Raw genomic sequence first — 17,786 nt, 5'->3', positions numbered from 1 at the left:
GCCGCCGTCACCGCTGGCCGAACCACCGGTCGAAGCGCCGCGTGTAGTTCAGGTCGACGCCCTGGAACGTGCCGCCGTACGCGGACACCGACCAGAAGCGCGTCAGGTTGATCGTCCCCTTGAACGCGTTGGCTGCCGATTGCAGCCCCTGCTCGTAGCCGAGCACGAAGCGCTCGTTGATCGCCTTCGAGATCTGCACGACCTGCGGATCGGTCAGGCCGACATCGCTGCGGCCGATCGAGAATTCGTCGAGGCCGATGCTCTGTGCGACGCGCTTGCCGGTCGCGCTGCCGAGCAGCGCGAGCGCGGCGGTCATCGCGTTCTGCTGGCCGACGTTGTTGCCCTGGTCGGTGCCGTGGCCGAACAGCAGCCACGACAGCTTCTCGTTGTCGGTCACGTTCGGCTCCGACACGAGCTTCACCGTCGGCGCCTGGATCGTGCCCGTCACCTGCACGCCCGCCTCGACTTCCTGGTTGCGCCGCATCGCGAGGATGTTGACGCCCGGGTTCGACACCGGGCCGTTGAACGTGAAGAAGCCGTTCTCGACCGCGAGCTTGCGGCCGAACGACGTGTACGTCGAGCCTTCCGTCACGCGCACGTTGCCGACCGCCCGCAGCGGCACGCCGGGCGCGCTCATCACGGTGATCGTGCCGCGCAGCCCGAGATCCGCGCCGTGGCCCTTGAAGCGGAAGTCGTTGCCAAGGCCGATGTCGATGTTCGCGCGCGGCGCGAGCGACGGCGCAGGCTTGTCGGTCGCCGGCTTCGGCTTCGCGATCGCGGTGCCGGTCTGCGTCTCGCCGCGCACCGTGCTGTCCGGGCGCACGATCACCACGTCGTCGGACAGGTGCGGCGCCGCCTGTTCCGGCAGGTCGAACAGCGCATGGTCGACGACGAACTTGCCGTCGATCGCGAGCCCGCCGTGCGCCCCCTCGTTCGCGACCGTCGCCTTGCCCGACAGCGACAGCTTGCGGTCCGGCGCTGCGAACAGCTCGAGCTTGTCCGCGACGATGCTCGCGGTCAGGTCGGGCGCCTCGTTGTCGAGCCGCACGCGGCCGATCGCGCGCAGCGTGCCGCTGCCGCCGTGGAACTCGACCTGCTGGAATTCGACGAGGTTCTCCGCCAGCCGGATGCGCACGATGCCGTCCTTCAGCTGCACGCCCTGGTCGACGAGCGTCGCGGACAGGTCGTCGCCCGTCAGCATCCCGGACACGTTCGGCTTCGCCGGCGTGCCGGCGACCGTCAGCTTCAGCGCCGCGCGCCCGCCGAGCAGGTAGCTCGGCCCGAACAGGTTGCCGGTCGCCTTCAGCGAAGGGATGTCGGCATCGATGCGGCCCGACAGCGGACCGTCGTCGGCGACCGCGAGCATGCCGTCGCGCGGCGCGAACGGCACCGCGACGCTCGCGTCGAGCGTGCCGACCCGGTTCGCCTTGCCCTGCACGGTCACGTTCAGCCGATTGCCCGCGCCGAACACGGCGCGCGCCTGCAGGTCGGTGAGCCCGAGCGACGCGATCCCGCGCGCGGTCTCGACGGTCACGTCGCCGCTGCGCCGCTTGACCTGCAGATGGCCGGTCGCGCTCGCGCCGACCGCGAAATCCCAGTCGGCATCGAGCACCACGTCGGTCCGCACCGGCGCTCGCTCGCCCGTCAGTTCCTGGCGGACCTCGAGCAAGCGCGCGACCGACGCGCCGCTCACCGTGCCCACGGAGCGCAGCAGGCCGTGGTCGAACACGAAGGTCTTCAGGTCGATCGCCGCGCCTTCGAGCGTCAGCTTCGCTGCGCCGAGCGTCACGCGCCCGGCGCCCGCCGAGACGGCGAGCGGCGTCTGCAGCGCAAGCGCCGGCGTGCCGCGGTTCGCAAGGCGCGTCACGGTGCCGTCCCAGCGCATCCCGTCACGGTTCTCGACGACGCCGCCGTTCGCCGCGACCGTCAGGTCGATCACGCGCCCGCCGGCCGCCCCGAGCGCCGACGCGTCGAGCGTGTGCTTCGCGCGCGTGCCGTCGAGGTTCGCGCGCAGCGTCTTCAGCTGCAGCGAGCCGAGCGCCACGTTGCTCGCGTCGGCGGTAAACACCAGCGCGCCGTGCGCACCGTCGCGGATATCGGCGCGGCCCTGCGCGGCGCCGATCCGGTTCGCGCCGAACACGACGCCCTGCGCCTTGTAGGTCGCGGTCACGTTCGGATGCGCGAAGCTGCCCGTCAGGTCGCCCTGCGCCTCGACGAGCCCCGCGACGCCGAAGCCGAGCCGGTCGAGCTGCGGCGCATCGACGACGAAGCGCAGCCGGTCGCCTGGCGCACCGAAGCTGCCGCGCAGGTCGACGCGGTTGCCCGCGATCGACAGGTTCGCGTTGCTCGGCAGGATTCGCGCGCCCGCGAGCTGCACGACGCCCGCGCCGGTCAGCGGCAAGCCGTCGTACAGGCTGTCGCCGAGCTTGAAGGTCGCCTTCGTCGACACTTGCGGCGCGAACGCGCCCGACGCGGTCAGCGTGCCGTTCACGCGCGTCTCGCCGCGCTTCGCGGGCGCGGCCTTCGCCAGCTTCGGTACATTCCTGGCCGCCTTGCCGGCGGCTGGCGGCGGCGCGCGCATCGCGGCGAGCAGCAGCGGATCGAAGTTGGCGAGCGTCGCCTTCGCGTCGTAGCTCGAATGCGCGTCGTGGCGGAACACGCCGGCCAGGTCGATGCGCCCCTTGGCCGCCGTCACGCGCGCTTCGGTCAGCACCGTCTGCTGCGGCGTCAGCGCGACCTTCGCGCGCGCGCCGAGCGCGAGCTTCGGATCGTTCAGGTCGAACTCGACGGTCTGCACGCCGCTCGCGAGCGTCACGCCGACCGGCCCGCCGAGCCGCATCGGGCGCAGTTCAGCCACGAACGCATTGAGGTCGAGATTCGCGACCTTCAGGTCGAAACGGCCCTTGCCGCCCGCCACCGCGCCGCCGCCCGTCACGCTGCCGTCGCGGATCAGCTTCAGCGCGAGGCCGTCGATCCGCTGCGCGTGCGCGTCGAGCCGCACGGCCGCGTGCGCATCGACGACCGGCAGCAGATGGTCGCCGAGCGTGCCGGGCTTCGCGTTGACGATCGACACCGGGCCCGTCACCGCGAATGCGTGCGGATGCGCGGGATCGGCCGGCGCGGGTGCGAGCTCGGCGCGCACCGCGAGGTCCGCGGCCGGCGCGCCCGGCGCCAGCGCCTGCGGATTCACGTGATCGAACGCGAGCGACGCGCGCGTGAGCGGCACCGCGCCGAACGGCGCCGCCTCGACATGCGCGCGCCCGTTGAGCTTCAGGCCGCTCGCGTCGACGTCGGCGATGAGCGCTTCGAGCGAGCCCGACACGCGCGCGCGCGCATCGACCGGCTCGTCGGCGAGCTTGCCCGCGTAGGTCGCGTCGCCCGTCAGCGCGAACGGCCGCACGCCGTCGAGCTTCGCGCGCGCGGTGAGCGCGCCGTACGGCGTGTCGAGCCGCTCGAGCGCAAGCTCATGGTGGCGGCCGTCGCTGCGGCCGCTCAGCGCGAGATGGTCGAGCTGCGTCGTCGAGCCGCCCTCGTGGATCGCGAGACGGTCGAAGCGCAGGTCGACGATCCGCAGCTGCAGCGGCAGGCGCAGGTCCTGCGGCATCACGGTCGGCGTCGGCGGCCCCGGCACGATCCGCACGTCGATCGTGCCCGCGCGCAGCGCGTCGATCGTCAGGCGCAGCGGCGCACGGGTCAACGCCCAGCGGCCGTCGAGACGGTCGATCCGCACCTCGGTACCCGTGCCGTCCGGGCTCGTCCACGCGAACGCGCGCAGGCGCACGCCGGTAGCCAGCGCGCCGCCGTCGAGCTTGCCCGACAACCGTCCGCCGAGCACGTGCACCGCCGTCTGCCACGCGAGCCGGGTGCCGCGCTCGGTCGTGACCGCGGCGAGCGCGAGCCCCGCCACCAGCACGACCAGCAGCACGACGCCGGCCAGCGTCCATGCGACGCCGCGCACGAGCCGCGACCGACGCGGCGCGTCCTCGGGCGCTCGCTCGGGCGTGTCCGGATCGTGGGGCGGCGGCGTGTCGTGGGTGTCCTTCGTCATGCGGTGCGTGATGGATGAATCGGTTGGGTCAGAATGCGACGCCGAGCGTCAGGTACGGGCGCACGCTGTGGTTGCGCAGCCCGTAGGCGAGGTCGACATTGATCGGGCCGACCGGGCTGCGCCAGCGCGCGCCGATGCCGACGCCCTTGTAGAACACCTTCTCGCCCCACGCGTCGGTCGCGGTGCCGACGTCGAAGAACGTCGCGGCGCCCCAGTCGCGGTTGAACCAGTGCTGGTATTCGGCGGTGCCGGTCGTCAGGTACTTGGTGGGCAGCACCGAGCCGGCGACGCTGTTGCCGATGCTCTGGTAGCCGTAGCCGCGCACCGAGTTCGAGCCGCCCGCGCGGAACAGCAGCGACGCCGGCACGCCGCTCGAGCTGCCGCTCGTGAACACGCCGCCAAGCTCCGCGCGGAACACGAACAGGTCGCGCTTGCCGATCGGCACGTACTGCTGGCCGCGCGCATAGCCGCGGATGAAGGTCTGGTCGGTCAGCACGTTCTTGATCGCGAAGCCGGCCTCCGCATGAATCAGGTTGCCCGAGCGCGGAAACAGCGGATCGTCGACGTTGCGGCGCGTCCACGCCCACTGCGGCACGAGCGCGCGGCTCATGGTCGGTCCCGCACCGTTCTGCTTGAGCCGGTCCTGATAGAACATCAGCGAATACGCGTAGTCGATGTACTGCCCGGTGCGGGTGCGCTGCACGCCGACCCGCGCGCTGTAGATGCGCGTGTCCGACACGTCGGTGTTCGTATACGACGCGAGCACGCTGTTGGTCCACGCGCGCTGCCCCGGCGGCATCGACAGCTGCACCTGGCCGTACTGCTGGATCTGGTCGAGCCGGCCCGACACCGTCAGCGGCCAGGCCGCACCGAACGTGTCGAGGTACGTGTACGAACCCTGGATGTGCGGGCCGGTGTCGGTCGCGTAGCCGACCCCGCCGCGCACGCTGTTGTACGGGTACTCGCTGACCTTCACGTGCACGGGCGTCTTGTCCGGCTTCTCGGTGTCGTTGCCGACGTCGATCGCGACGCTCGCGTAGTACGGCGTGTTCTGCAGTTGCCGCTGCAGCTCGGTGATCCGCTGCACGTCGTAGATCTCGCCTTCGGACAGCGGATTGACGTTGGTGACGATCTTCTCCGGATAGCGGCGCACGCCTTCGACGTCGACCTTGCCGATCGTAAACGTCGGGCCGCTGTCGAACGTGACCGCGAGCGTCGCGCGCTGCGTGCGCGGATCGACGCGCGCCTCGGACGCGGTGATCTTCGCGCCGAGGTAGCGGCGCGACTGCAGCTGCCTGAGCGCGGCGCCCTTCGCGGCGTCCCAGCCCGCCTGCGTGAACGGCTCGCCCGTCTTCAGCGAGAACGCGAAGCGCGTCGCGGTCTCCTGCTTCGGGTCTTCCGAGCCGACCGGACCCTTGAACGTCAGGTCCACCGACGACACGACGGTCTGCGGCCCCGGATCGACCGCGATCTGCACGCTGCGCTTGCCGTCGCGCGTGCGCACGTCGGTGCGCACGACCGGCGAGAAATAGCCTTCGGTCGCGGTCAGGTCGCGCACCTGCTGCGGCGTGGCGGTGACGAGGAAGTCGAACTGGTCGTCGCTGACGTCGTCGCGCTTCGCGAAGCGCGCGATGTCGAGGTGCGACTTGAGCAGCTTGCGGACCGCGCGCGGCGCGTCGATCTCGACGTCGTATTTCGCCCAGGCGGGCAGTGCGGCGAGCGCGGCCAGGCAGCCGGCGAGGATGCGCGCGGCCCGGGCCGCGCCGGCGTCGCCGCGTCGGGCGCCCCGCGCGGCGTCATGCGCCGTGTTTCGTTGCTGGTGTGCCTGCCCCGCCAAATATGACCTCGCCCTCAATGATGTGAATTGTTCGAAAACCCGTATTTGACCACACGGACGTCGCCGCCCCCGCCTGCGCGCCGCTTTGATGCTTGCGCGCAACGGCGCGACGCCCGCGCGTTCGACGCGCGTTTCACGCCGGCCGTTCCCCGCGATGCGGTAAAATCCCGCCATCGCACAATCCGGCGCGTTGCGCGCCGCCTGAAACGGAAAGCCAAGCCATGCCGTACCAGTCCGACGTCACGCAATTCCTGAACCAGCTCAAGCAGCAGAAGCCGACGCTCGAGGACGAGCAGCGCAAGGGCCGCGCACTGCTGTGGGACAAGCAGCCGATCGACCTCGACGAGCGCGCCGCGCAGCAGGAATCGCGCGTGAAGCAGACGTCCTACGTCTACTACCAGAACTTCTGACGACGTGAGCGCCGCCGACGAGGCCAGCGCCGCCCGGCCTGACGCGGCCCGACCCGAAGACGCGGTCGCCGCGCCCGCGGGTGCCGATTCGACGCCCGACACGGTCGACGGCGTCGCGGCGTTCGCACGCCTGTACGGCGAGCCGCTCTTCAAGCTGCCGCAGGACCTGTACATCCCGCCCGACGCGCTCGAGGTGTTCCTCGAAACGTTCGAAGGCCCGCTCGACCTGCTGCTCTACCTGATCCGCAAGCAGAACTTCAACGTGCTCGACATCCCGATGGCGCAGGTCACCGCGCAGTATCTGGGCTATGTCGACCAGATCCGCGCGTCGAACCTCGAACTCGCGGCCGAATACCTGCTGATGGCCGCGATGCTCATCGAGATCAAGTCGCGGATGCTGCTGCCGGTCAAGAAGGCCGACACCGGCGAGGAGGCGGAAGACCCGCGCGCGGAGCTGGTGCGCCGCCTGCTCGAATACGAGCAGATGAAGCTCGCCGCGCAGCGCCTCGACCGGCTGCCGCAGCTCGGCCGCGACTTCCTGCGCGCCGAGGTGTACATCGAGCAGAGCATCACGCCGCGCTTCCCCGACGTGAATTCCGACGACCTGCGCGCCGCGTGGGCCGACGTGCTCAAGCGCGCGAAGCTCGTCCAGCATCACAAGATCTCCCGCGAGGAGCTGTCGGTGCGCGAGCACATGAGCCTGATCCTGCGCAAGCTGCAGAACGCGCGCTTCATGGAATTCGCCGAGCTGTTCGACACGTCGCGCGGCGTGCCGGTCGTCGTCGTGAACTTCATCGCAATGCTCGAGCTCGCGCGCGAATCGCTCGTCGAGATCACCCAGCCCGAACCGTTCGCGCCGATCTACGTGCGCCTCGCGTACCTGCCCGCCTGAACCGCACCGCCGCGCGGCGCGCCGGACCCGGCACACCCGCGCGGCCGCATTCCCGATAAAAGTGAACGATCGTCCTTTTATCGGTGCGCCCGGCGGCCAAATCCTCTACAATCGCCGACGCCCGACGCGCCGCCCGCGCGCGGATGCCGCGGATACTTACTTTTTGCCGCTTCGACCCCGACGCCGCGTGCCGCGGCGTCAACGCGCGCCAGCGCGAGGAACCCGCTACCCGATCATGAAAGTCATCAGCTCGATCCAGGAACTGCGCGACCAGTTGCGCGGCCAGAACCGCACCGCCTTCGTGCCGACGATGGGCAATCTGCACGAAGGGCACCTGTCGCTGATGCGCCTCGCGCGCCAGCACGGCGATCCGGTCGTGGCGAGCATCTTCGTCAACCGCCTGCAGTTCGGCCCGAACGAGGATTTCGACAAGTATCCGCGCACGCTGCAGGACGACATCGAGAAGCTGCAGAAGGAAAACGTCTACGTGCTGTTCGCGCCGACCGAGCGCGACATGTATCCGGAGCCGCAGGAATACCGCGTGCAGCCGCCGGACGACCTCGGCGGGATCCTCGAAGGCGAGTTCCGGCCCGGCTTCTTCACCGGCGTGTGCACGGTCGTCGCGAAGCTGATGGCCTGCGTGCAGCCGCGCGTCGCCGTGTTCGGCAAGAAGGACTATCAGCAGCTGATGATCGTGCGCAGCATGTGCCAGCAGCTCGCGCTGCCGGTCGACATCATCGCGGCCGAGACCGTGCGCGACACCGACGGCCTCGCGCTGTCGTCGCGCAACCGCTATCTCGCGCCGGCCGAGCGCCAGGAGGCGCCGGAGCTCGCGAAGACGCTGCAGCGCATGCGCGAAAGCGTGCTCGGCGGCGAGCGCGACCTCGTCAAGCTCGAGCAGCACGCGCAGGCGCACCTCGCCGGCCGCGGCTGGGCGCCCGACTACATCTCGATCCGCCGGCGCGCGAACCTGATCGCTCCGAGCGCCGCCGAGCTCGAAGCCGGCGAGCCGCTCGTCGTGCTCGCGGCCGCGAAGCTCGGCGCGACGCGCCTCATCGACAACCTGGAAATCTGACGGCTTTCGTCCGCCAGCGCATCACGACGCATCAAGGAGGCCCCATGCAGCGCCACATGCTCAAATCGAAGATCCACCGCGTAGCCGTCACCCACTGCGAATTGCACTACGAAGGCTCGTGCGCGATCGACGAGAACCTGCTCGAGGCCGCGAACATCGCGGAAAACGAGCGGATCGACATCTGGAACATCAACAACGGCGAACGCTTCTCGACCTACGCGATCAAGGGCGAACGCGGCAGCGGGATGATCTCGCTGAACGGCTCGGCCGCACGGCGCGCGCAGCTCGGCGATCTCGTGATCATCGCGGCGTTCGCGATGGTCGACGAAGCCGAACTGCAGGCCGGCTGGAAGCCGAACCTCGTGTTCGTCGACGACGACAACAAGATCAAGGGCAGCCGCGACCACGTGCCGACCCAGAGCTGGTCGTAAGCCCGAGCGCCGCGTCAGGCGGCGCCGCCCAATGCAAAGGGCCGGATTCCGTCCAGCACGGAATCCGGCCCTTGTCACGTGCGCGCGGCGTGTCGGCGGTTATCGCCGGCGACCGATCCGCGCCGCGCCGTCATGCGCCCTTCGACGCCTTGCGCTCCGCCCACGCGACGATCGGGCCCCACTGTTCGAGGTCCTTGTCGACGCGGCTCTTCGCGACGTCCCACAGCGTGAGCCCGTGCGCGGCGAGCTGCACGTAGTTCTGCGTGTCGCGCACGTAGCCGAGCACCGGCAGCTCGAGCCCCTCGACGAAACGGTGCAGCTGCTCGGACGAGCGCGTGCGCGCATCGACCCGCATCCCGACGATGCCGACTTCGACGCTGCCCCTGCGCACCGCCTTTTCATTCGCGAGCCGTTCGAGGAAGTGCTGGGTCGCGAGGATGTCGAACATCGACGGCTGCAGCGGCACGATCACCTTGTCCGCGAGCTGCAGCGCGACGTTCAGCCGGTTGCCGTGCAGGCCGGCCGGCGTGTCGATCACCGCGTATTCGAGCCCGCGCGGCGGCTTCGACGGCGCATCCGGGTCGAGCGCCCACGCCTCGATGGCGGGCAGCCCGGCCGGGCGCAGGTCGAGCCACGCGTGCGCGGACTGCTGCCGGTCGAGATCGGCCAGCGCGACCCATGCGCCCTGCGCCGCGAAATAACCAGCGAGATTGGTGGACAGCGTGCTCTTGCCGACGCCGCCCTTCGGATTCGCCACCACGATCACCGTCATGAATTCCCCCGAAGAAGCCGTGCGGCGCCGGCCGGCAGGCGGGCGCCGCACAATTGCGGATACAGGGAGCGATGATATCGGCAAATGGGGCATCACCGGAACCGGCGGCATCGATGCCGCCCGGCGCCGGGCCGGGTCACGCCGCGCGCTGCGCCGCGACCCGCGGCCCGCCGAGCGCGAATGCGCCGCCGCCCAGCAGCGCCTGCACGGCGAGCGTCACGGCCCAGAATGCCGGATATTCCCAGCCGCCGTGCGGCGCGCCGAAGCTCCAGCCGTTCGGCAGGTGCGCGGCCGTCGCGCCGAGCATGAACGGCAGCAGCGCCAGCGCGGCGACGCGCACACGGAAGCCGGCCAGGAGCGCGATGCCGCCCGCCAGCTCGACGGCCGTCGTGACGTACGCAAGCCACGCGGGCAGGCCGATCGACGCGAAGAACTGCGCGGTGCCGGGCAGCGTGAAGACGAATACCTTCTGCGCGACGTGCGCGAGATACAGCACGCCGAGCGCCACGCGCAGCAGCGTGGCGGCGAAATCGTTGAGGCGGTTGGGGTTCATGTCGGGGTTCCTTCGTGAGTGGATTGGAATGAACCGCACTCTATTCGAACCTTTTCCACCAATAAATACGCAACCCCGCTTAAATTATCTCCTCAAAAGAACGAATCAAAATAAAAAGGGGCATGAGCGATCATGCCCCCGATTCGTGCGTCAGTAGCCGCCGCCCTTGCCTTGCGATCCGCTAGTGCCGGACGAGCTGCCGCCGCCCGATCCGTAATCGCAGGCCTGTGCCAACGTCGGAACAGTCAGCAACGCCAGCAGCAATACACCCAACCACCGTCGAGCCTTCATCGTCGCGCTCCTCAGAACGGATATCCGCCCTGCTTTGGTTGTACGCCACGCGACGAAAAAAGCGAGGACGAATCGCTCAGCGGAATTCGGCGTACAGCGCCGGCAGGTCGAGATGCGCGGCGAACGTGTCGGCGAGGCGTTCGAGCGACGCCTCGCGCAGCGCCGGGTAGTCGATCCGCTCGGCCGCGTCGAGGCCCGCCCACGCGAGCAGCGCCGCGCACGCGTCCGGCGCGTCGAACAGCCCGTGCACGTAGGTGGCGAGGATCTGGCCGTCGTCGGACCGCGCGCCGTCCGCGTGCGCGGCGGCCGCGCCGTCGGCCGTCAGCTCGAGCGCCGGCGCCGCGAGCGCGGGGCCGCGCGTCTCGCCCATGTGGATCTCGTAGCCGTGCACGGCCGCGCCGCCCGGCAACGCCAGGCGGCCCGTCACGTTCTTCAGCGTCTTGTCCGGCTGCAGCGTCGTGTCGAACTCGAGCAGGCCGAGCCCCGGCACGCTGCCGGGCGCCCCTTCGAGGCCCAGCGGATCGTCGAGCGAGCGGCCGAGCATCTGCATGCCGCCGCAGATGCCGATCAGCTTGCCGCCATAGCGCAGGTGCCGCCGGATCGCCGCGTCCCAGCCGGCGTCGCGCAGCCACGCGAGATCGCGCTGCACGCTCTTCGAGCCGGGCAGGATCAGCAGGTCGGCGGCCGGCACGGGCCCGCTCTTCCAGTACGTGAACTCGACCTGCGGATGCGCGCGCAGCGGATCGAAATCGGTGTGGTTGCTGATCCGCGGCAGCGCCGGCACGACGACACGCAGCACGCGGCCGCCGGCGTGCGCGGCGCCGCTTCGGGCCTGCGCGGGCAGCATGTCCTCTGCGTCGAGCGTGAGGCCGTGCAGATACGGCAGCACGCCGAACACCGGCTTGCCGGTCTGCGCGCGCAGCCAGTCGAGGCCCGGTTCGAGCAGCTTGAAGTCGCCGCGGAAGCGATTGATCACGAAGCCGCGCACCCGCGCGCGCTCGGTGTCCGACAGGCACGCGAGCGTGCCGACCAGATGCGCGAACACGCCGCCGCGGTCGATGTCGGCGACCAGCACGACCGGGCAGTCGACCCGCTCGGCAAAGCCCATGTTCGCGATGTCGCCTTCGCGCAGGTTGATCTCGGCCGGGCTGCCCGCGCCCTCGACGATCACCGTGTCGTAGCCGGCGCGCAGCCGCGCATACGATTCGAGCACCGCGTCGAACGCGACCGGCTTGTAGTCGTGGTACGCCCGCGCGTTCAGGTTCGCGCGCGCCTTGCCGTGGATGATCACCTGCGCGCCGCGGTCGCTGGTCGGCTTGAGCAGCACGGGGTTGAAATCGGTATGCGGCGCGACGCCCGCGGCGAGCGCCTGCAGCGCCTGCGCGCGGCCGATCTCGCCGCCATCGGCCGTCACCGCGCTGTTGAGCGCCATGTTCTGCGGCTTGAACGGCGCGACGCGCGCGCCGGCGCGGCGCGCCAGGCGGCACAGGCCCGCGACGAGCGTGCTCTTGCCGGCGTCCGACGTCGTGCCCTGGATCATCAGCGTGCCGTGCGGCCGCGGCTCGGGTGCATTCATCGTGTGAAAGGCGTGGCGAATCGAAGGCCGCATTATCGCCTGCGCCGTTACAATCACGCGATGATTCCGCACGATCTCACCTTCGTCCTCGGCGGCGCACGCTCGGGCAAGAGCGCGCATGCCGAACGGCTCGCGGCCGACTGCGGCCGCCCCGTCACCTATATCGCGACCGCGCAGGCTGCCGACGCCGAATTCGCGCAGCGCATCGCGCATCATCGCGCGCGCCGGCCCGCGAGCTGGGGATTCGCCGACGCGCCCGTCGAGCTCGCCGAAACCATCGCGCGGCTCGACGATCCCGGCGCATGCCTGCTGGTCGACTGCCTGACGCTGTGGCTCACGAACCTGCTGTGCCCGGCCGAAGGCGAGCCGCTCGACGACGCGCACTACGAAGCGCGCGTCGCCGCGCTCGAAGCCGCGCTGCGCGACGCCCGCGCGAAGGTGATCGTCGTCAGCAACGAGATCGGGCTCGGCGTCGTGCCGCTCGGCGCGCTCACGCGCCGCTACGTCGACGAACTCGGCCGCCTGAACCAGCGCGTCGCCGCGCTCGCGACGCGCGTCACGCTGCTCGTCGCCGGGGTGCCGGTCGCGATCAAGACGGAGCCCGCGTCATGCTGATGCTGTCGTTGCCCACGGTCGCGATGCTCGCGGTCATCGCGGTAATCGTCGACCGCGTGGTCGGCGAGCCGTCGGCCGCGCATCCGCTCGTCGCGTTCGGGCGGCTCGCCGCACGCATCGAAGCGGTGCTGAACACGGGCCGGCGCGGTCGCCTGACGGGCATCGCCGCGTGGCTCGCGGCCGTCGCGCCGCCGGTCTTGATCGCCGTGTGGCTGGCCGCCGCGCTGCCCACGCCGCTCGCGGCCGCGCTGCACGTCGCGCTGCTCTGGTTCGCGCTCGGCGCGAAGAGCCTCGCCGACCATCTCGCGCCGATCGCCGCCGCGCTGTTCCGGCACGACCTGCCGGGCGCGCGCGCGCTGACCGCGCGCATCGTGTCGCGCGACACCAGCGCCGCCGACGAGGGCGCGCTGTCGCGCGCGGCCGTCGAATCGGCGCTCGAGAACGGCAACGACGCGATCTTCGGCGCCCTCTTCTGGTTCGTCATCGCCGGCGGCCCCGGCGCGCTGATGTTCCGGCTCGCGAACACGCTCGACGCGATGTGGGGCTATCGCACGCCGCGCTTTTTGACCTTCGGCTGGGCCGCCGCGCGGACCGACGACCTGCTGAACTGGGTGCCCGCGCGCCTCACGGCCGCGAGCTACGCGCTGCTCGGCGACACCGCGTCGGCATGGCGCTGCTGGCGCACGCAGGCCCGGCACTGGGACAGCCCGAACGCGGGCCCGGTGATGGCCGCCGGCGCCGGCAGCCTGAACGTGCAGCTCGGCGGCCCGGCCGTCTATCACGGCGAGCTCGAGCACCGCCCGGTGCTCGGCGCGGGTTCGCCCGCGAGCGCCGCGCACATCGTCGCCGCGCTGTCGCTCGTCACGCGCACGCTCGCGCTCTGGCTCGCGCTGCTGGTCGCCGGCGCCATCCTCGTCATGGGCACCCAACATGTCTGACACCCGCATCGCGCACGGCGGCAACCTGCATGACGCCGCGCGCCGCCACGGCATTCCGTACGACGCATGGCTCGACCTGTCGACCGGCATCAACCCGGTCGGCTATCCGGTGCCGCCCGTGCCCGCCGACGCGTGGCGCCGGCTGCCCGACGACGGCGACGGGCTCGCCGCGTGCGCGGCCGATTACTACGGCGCGCCGGACCCGGCGCACGTGCTGCCGGTCGCCGGCAGCCAGGCCGCGATCCGCGCGCTGCCCGCGCTGCTGCCCGACGGCGACGTGGGCGTCGCACCACTCGCGTATGGCGAATACGGGCCCGCGTTCGCGCGGCGCGGCCATCGCGTCGCACCGCTCGACATCACCGTCGACACGCTGCCCGCGACGCTGCGCCACGTGATCGTCGGGAATCCGAACAACCCGACTGCCGAGCGCGTCGCCGCCGAGCGCCTGCTCGGCTGGCATGCGCAGCTGGCGGCGCGCGGCGGCACGCTGATCGTCGACGAGGCGTTCGCCGATACGGGCGCGACCGGCTCGCTCGCCGCTTGCGTGAACCGCCCGGGTCTCGTCGTCCTGCGCTCGGTCGGCAAGTTCTTCGGCCTCGCCGGCATCCGCGCCGGTTTCGTGCTGGCCCATCCCGAACTGATCGTCCGGCTGCGCGACACGCTTGGCGCGTGGACGGTCGGCGGCCCCGCGCGTCATGCGGTGGCCGCCGCGTTCGCCGACCGTGCGTGGCAGGCGGCCGCACGCGAACGGCTCACCGCCGACGGCGAACGGCTCGCGGCGCTGCTGCGCGGACACGGCTGCGTCGTGCAATCGACGCCGCTGTTCAGCTGGACCGCCGATCCGCGCGCGGCGGACCTGCATGCGGCGCTGGCGCGGCACGGCATCTGGACGCGCCATTTCGCGCAGCCGTCGAGCGTGCGCTTCGGCTTGCCCGGCAACGACGACGAATGGCGGCGTCTCGAGCGCGCGCTTGCACAGTGCGTGCCGGCCTTGCTCGCGGAGCCGCGATGACGAACGTGGCGCGCCGCGGCCTGCCGGCGCTTGCCGCACTGATTGCGCTCGGCGCCGCCCCGTTCGCGCATGCGGACGTCAGCGCACGCGACGACGCCGGCAACACGGTCACGCTCCCCGCGCCCGCGCAGCGCGTGGTCAGCCTTGCGCCGCACGCGACCGAGCTGGTCTACGCGGCGGGCGGCGGCGCGAAGCTCGTCGGCACGGTCACTTACAGCGACTACCCGAGCGCCGCGAGAGCGGTGCCGCGCGTCGGCGACAACAAGTCGCTCGATCTCGAACGCATCGCCGCGCTGAAGCCCGACCTGATCGTCGTCTGGCGTCACGGCAACGCCGAGCGGCAGACCGATGCGCTGCGCGCATTGCACATCCCGCTGTTCTACAGCGAACCGAAACGTCTCGACGACATCGCGACGTCGCTGCGCCAGCTCGGCGCACTGCTCGGCACGCAGCCCGCGGCCGACGCGGCGGCCACTTCGTTCACGCGCGACGTCGCTGCGCTGCGCACGCGCTATGCGGCGCGCCCGCCCGTTACGGTGTTCTTCCAGGTGTGGGACCGGCCGCTGGTGACGCTCAACGGCGCGCATCTGATCAGCGACGTGATTGCGCTGTGCGGCGGCCGCAACGTGTTCGCGTCGCTCAAGCCGCTCGTGCCGACGGTGACCGACGAGGCCGTGCTCGCGGCCAATCCCGAAGCGATCGTGACGACCAGCGCCGGTGCGACGCCGTCGAACGACGCGCTGCCGAGCCTCGCGCGCTGGCGCGCATGGCCGGCGCTGACGGCCGTCGCGCGCGGCAACCTGTTCGCGATCGACGGCGACCTGCTGACCCGCGCGTCGCCGCGCGTCGCGCAGGGCGCGGCCGCGCTGTGCGAGGACCTCGACGCTGCGCGCACGCGGCGGCCCGCACGCTGACGGACGCGCGACGCTCACGCGTCCCAGTGCACGATCTCCCACGCGCCGGCCGCATCGCGCATGCGCAGCCATACGATGCCGCCGAACGGCACCGGCCGCGACAACAGCGTGTCGAGCGGCACGCGCAGCACCTGCGACGCAAACGCGCGGATCACGCCGGCGTGCGTGACCGCCCATTGCGGCGCGTCGGCCTGCACGGTCGCGTCGACGCCTTGCGCGACCCGTGCGGCGAAGCGCGCGACGCTTTCGCCGCCATGCGCGCAGGCGTGCATCAGATCGGCGGCCCAAGCATCGAGCGCCGCGCGGTCGATATCGTCCCAGCGCTGCATCTCCCACGCGCCGAAGTCCATCTCCTGCCAGCATCCGTCGTACTGCAACGGCACGCCGAGCGCCTGTGCGAGCCGTTCGCCGACCGACGCGCAACGCGCGAGCGGGCTCGACCAGATGCGCTGCGGCAATGGCGCGCGCAACGCGTCGAGCCGCTCGCGCATCCCCTGCGCGCCGGCCTGCGCCGATGCGGCGAGCGGCACGTCGCTGCGTCCGTAGCACACGCCCGGATCGACGGCGACTGCCGGATGGCGGATCAGGACGACGTCCATCCGAGCACGACCAGATAGATCGTCAATTCGCACAGTTGCTGCGCGAAGCCCAGGCAATCACCGGTATAGCCGCCGATCCGCCGGACCAGATAGCGCGCGAGCCACGCGCGCAGCAGCACGAGCGCGCCGAGCGCGGCAACGCCCATGCGCCAGTCCGGCCAGAACAGCCACGGCAGCCCGAACGCCGCCGCGACGAGCGCGGCGCGCGGCCCCATCCGCTGCGCGACCGGCTTCGCCTTGCCCTCCGCCCGCACATAGTCGAGCGACATCAAGAGGCTCACCGCCGCCGCGCGGCTCGCCGCGTGCGCGGCGATCATCGTCCACGCGGCGCGCAGCGGCGGCAGCGCGGCGAGCGCCTGCCACTTCAGGCCGAGCGCGATCACGAGCGCGGCAGCGCCGAACGTGCCGATCCGCGAGTCGTGCATGATGCGCAGCACGTCGTCGCGCGTGTAGCCGCCGCCGAACGCGTCGCAGCTGTCGGCAAGGCCGTCCTCGTGGAACGCGCCGGTCGCGACGAGCGTCGCGGCGATCGACAGGCCGACCGCGATCGATGCCGGGAACACGCGCAGCGCGGCCAGGTAGACGAGCGCGCCCCACGCGCCGACGCATGCGCCGACCAGCGGGAAGTAGCGCGCGGCCTGATCGAGATCGCCCGCCGCATAGCCGATCGCGCGCGGCACCGGCACGCGCGTGAAATAGCCGAGCGCGACGAAGAAGTAACGCAGCTCGGCGCGCACGCCGGTCGTCCGGTCAGGCGTCACGATCGTCGACGCCCGCGGATTCGAAGCTCGCCATCTCGCTCATGAACGCCGCCGCCGCACGCACGAGCGGCAGCGCGAGCGCCGCGCCGGTGCCCTCGCCGAGCCGCAGGTCCAGCGCGAGCAACGGCTTCGCGCCGAAATGCTCGAGCATCCGGCGGTGCCCCGCCTCGTGCGACGTGTGCGAGAACACGCAGTAGTCGCGCACGGCCGGCGCGAGCCGCTCGGCGACCAGCAGCGCGGACGTCGCGATGAAGCCGTCGACGAGGATCGTCATCCGCTCGCTCGCCGCCGCGAGAAACGCGCCCGTCATCATCGCGATCTCGAAACCGCCGAACGTCGCGAGCACGTCGAGCGGCGTGATCGCATGCGAATGCCGCACGAGCGCGCGCCCGAGCACCGCGCGCTTGTGCGCGAGCCCCTGGTCGTCGAGGCCGGTGCCGCGCCCGACGCAGGCGTCGATCGGCACGTCGAGCAGGCGGCTCATCAGGCACGCGGCGGACGACGTGTTCGCGATGCCCATCTCGCCGAAGCCGATCACGTTGGTGCCGAGCGCCGCGTGATGACGCACGCGCGCCGCGCCGGCCGCGAGCGCGGCGACGGCCTCGTCGCGCGTCATCGCGGGCTCTTGCGCAAAGTTGCGCGTGCCGCGCGCGATCGGCAGCGCGATCAGCCGGTCGGACGCGGGCAGCGGTGATGCGACGCCCGCGTCGACGATCTCGAGCGTGCTCTGCGCGACACCCGAGAACGCGTTGATCGCCGCGCCGCCGGCGAGAAAGTTCGTGACCATCTGCGCGGTCACGGCCTGCGGATACGGGCTCACGCCTTCGGCCGCGATCCCGTGGTCGGCGGCGAACACGATCGTCACCGGACGCTGCACGAGCGGACGCTCGGTGCGCTGGATCATGCCGAGCTGCAGCGCCAGCGCTTCGAGCTGGCCAAGGCTGCCGGGCGGCTTGGTCTTGTGGTCGATCACATGTTGCAGGCGCGCGCGCAGCGACGCGTCGAGCGGCGCGATCTCGGGCAGGAAGTCGATCGGTGTCATCGTGAGTTCACCTCATGTGC

At 71.3% G+C, this 17,786-nt stretch carries 16 protein-coding genes; 8 read left to right on the top strand and 8 right to left on the bottom strand.

What is annotated here, in order from left to right; genetic code table 11:
* Positions 1–7: 7 nt before the first annotated feature.
* Positions 8–4,048: a translocation/assembly module TamB domain-containing protein gene (locus tag HWX31_RS20275; protein ID WP_174962203.1), complete on the bottom strand. Its 4,041-nt coding sequence runs from the start codon at positions 4,046–4,048 to the stop codon at positions 8–10.
* Between the two features lie 28 nt (positions 4,049–4,076).
* Positions 4,077–5,885, bottom strand: coding sequence for an autotransporter assembly complex protein TamA (locus tag HWX31_RS20270; protein WP_174962205.1), 1,809 nt, complete (start codon positions 5,883–5,885; stop codon positions 4,077–4,079).
* A 221-nt stretch (positions 5,886–6,106) separates the two neighbouring features.
* Between HWX31_RS20270 and HWX31_RS20265 the strand changes: the two genes are divergently transcribed.
* From HWX31_RS20265 to panD, 4 genes are all read left to right on the top strand, one after another.
* Positions 6,107–6,295: a DUF3460 family protein gene (locus HWX31_RS20265; RefSeq protein ID WP_059612745.1), complete on the top strand. Its 189-nt coding sequence runs from the start codon at positions 6,107–6,109 to the stop codon at positions 6,293–6,295.
* A 4-nt stretch (positions 6,296–6,299) separates the two neighbouring features.
* On the top strand, positions 6,300–7,187 hold the full coding sequence (locus HWX31_RS20260) for a segregation and condensation protein A (RefSeq protein WP_059618637.1): 888 nt from the start codon (positions 6,300–6,302) through the stop codon (positions 7,185–7,187).
* Positions 7,188–7,422: 235 nt separating this feature from the next.
* Positions 7,423–8,262 carry a pantoate--beta-alanine ligase gene (panC, locus tag HWX31_RS20255; RefSeq protein WP_174962207.1) on the top strand — a complete coding sequence of 280 codons (840 nt, stop codon included), beginning with the start codon at positions 7,423–7,425 and terminating at the stop codon, positions 8,260–8,262.
* 44 nt (positions 8,263–8,306) lie between these two features.
* Positions 8,307–8,693, top strand: coding sequence for an aspartate 1-decarboxylase (panD, locus tag HWX31_RS20250; protein ID WP_059612749.1), 387 nt, complete (start codon positions 8,307–8,309; stop codon positions 8,691–8,693).
* Positions 8,694–8,823: 130 nt separating this feature from the next.
* Here the strand turns inward: panD and HWX31_RS20245 are convergent, their stop codons facing one another.
* From HWX31_RS20245 to HWX31_RS20235, 3 genes are all read right to left on the bottom strand, one after another.
* On the bottom strand, positions 8,824–9,465 hold the full coding sequence (locus HWX31_RS20245) for a ParA family protein (RefSeq protein ID WP_059618639.1): 642 nt from the start codon (positions 9,463–9,465) through the stop codon (positions 8,824–8,826).
* A 136-nt stretch (positions 9,466–9,601) separates the two neighbouring features.
* The gene (locus HWX31_RS20240) at positions 9,602–10,018 is read right to left on the bottom strand and encodes a DoxX family protein (RefSeq protein ID WP_174962209.1); all 417 of its coding nucleotides are present in this window, start codon (positions 10,016–10,018) and stop codon (positions 9,602–9,604) included.
* A gap of 367 nt (positions 10,019–10,385) precedes the next feature.
* Positions 10,386–11,885, bottom strand: a complete 1,500-nt coding sequence (locus HWX31_RS20235) for a cobyric acid synthase (RefSeq protein WP_174962211.1) — start codon at positions 11,883–11,885, stop codon at positions 10,386–10,388.
* Between the two features lie 60 nt (positions 11,886–11,945).
* On the opposite strand from HWX31_RS20235, the gene cobU reads away from it, so the two are divergent.
* Genes cobU through HWX31_RS20215 form a run of 4 tightly spaced genes read left to right on the top strand, consistent with a single transcriptional unit; the run spans position 11,946 to position 15,364 of the window.
* The gene (gene cobU / locus HWX31_RS20230) at positions 11,946–12,500 is read left to right on the top strand and encodes a bifunctional adenosylcobinamide kinase/adenosylcobinamide-phosphate guanylyltransferase (RefSeq protein ID WP_059612757.1); all 555 of its coding nucleotides are present in this window, start codon (positions 11,946–11,948) and stop codon (positions 12,498–12,500) included.
* Positions 12,494–13,438, top strand: coding sequence for an adenosylcobinamide-phosphate synthase CbiB (gene cbiB / locus HWX31_RS20225; protein WP_174962214.1), 945 nt, complete (start codon positions 12,494–12,496; stop codon positions 13,436–13,438). The genes cobU and cbiB overlap by 7 nt, the downstream gene beginning before the upstream one ends.
* A complete protein-coding gene (cobD, locus tag HWX31_RS20220) occupies positions 13,431–14,450 on the top strand; it encodes a threonine-phosphate decarboxylase CobD (RefSeq protein WP_174962216.1) in 1,020 nt (339 codons plus the stop codon). The genes cbiB and cobD overlap by 8 nt, the downstream gene beginning before the upstream one ends.
* Complete coding sequence (locus HWX31_RS20215; RefSeq protein ID WP_174962218.1) at positions 14,447–15,364, top strand: cobalamin-binding protein; 918 nt, start codon at positions 14,447–14,449, stop codon at positions 15,362–15,364. The genes cobD and HWX31_RS20215 overlap by 4 nt, the downstream gene beginning before the upstream one ends.
* Positions 15,365–15,378: 14 nt before the next feature.
* On the opposite strand, the gene cobC is transcribed toward HWX31_RS20215, so the two are convergent.
* The 3 genes from cobC to cobT are packed head-to-tail and all read right to left on the bottom strand — an operon-like array spanning position 15,379 to position 17,766.
* Positions 15,379–15,963: an alpha-ribazole phosphatase gene (cobC, locus tag HWX31_RS20210; RefSeq protein WP_174962220.1), complete on the bottom strand. Its 585-nt coding sequence runs from the start codon at positions 15,961–15,963 to the stop codon at positions 15,379–15,381.
* On the bottom strand, positions 15,948–16,724 hold the full coding sequence (locus tag HWX31_RS20205) for an adenosylcobinamide-GDP ribazoletransferase (RefSeq protein ID WP_174962222.1): 777 nt from the start codon (positions 16,722–16,724) through the stop codon (positions 15,948–15,950). Before HWX31_RS20205 ends, cobC begins: the two co-directional genes overlap by 16 nt.
* The gene (gene cobT / locus HWX31_RS20200) at positions 16,714–17,766 is read right to left on the bottom strand and encodes a nicotinate-nucleotide--dimethylbenzimidazole phosphoribosyltransferase (RefSeq protein ID WP_174962224.1); all 1,053 of its coding nucleotides are present in this window, start codon (positions 17,764–17,766) and stop codon (positions 16,714–16,716) included. The genes HWX31_RS20205 and cobT overlap by 11 nt, the downstream gene beginning before the upstream one ends.
* Positions 17,767–17,786: the final 20 nt, after the last annotated feature.

Origin of the sequence: Burkholderia ubonensis, from assembly GCF_902833085.1 — a bacterium.
GTDB classification, from domain to species: Bacteria; Pseudomonadota; Gammaproteobacteria; order Burkholderiales; family Burkholderiaceae; genus Burkholderia; species Burkholderia ubonensis.
The sequence above is the reverse complement of the archived record's forward strand: the minus strand, read 5'-3'. Positions and strand labels throughout refer to the sequence as shown.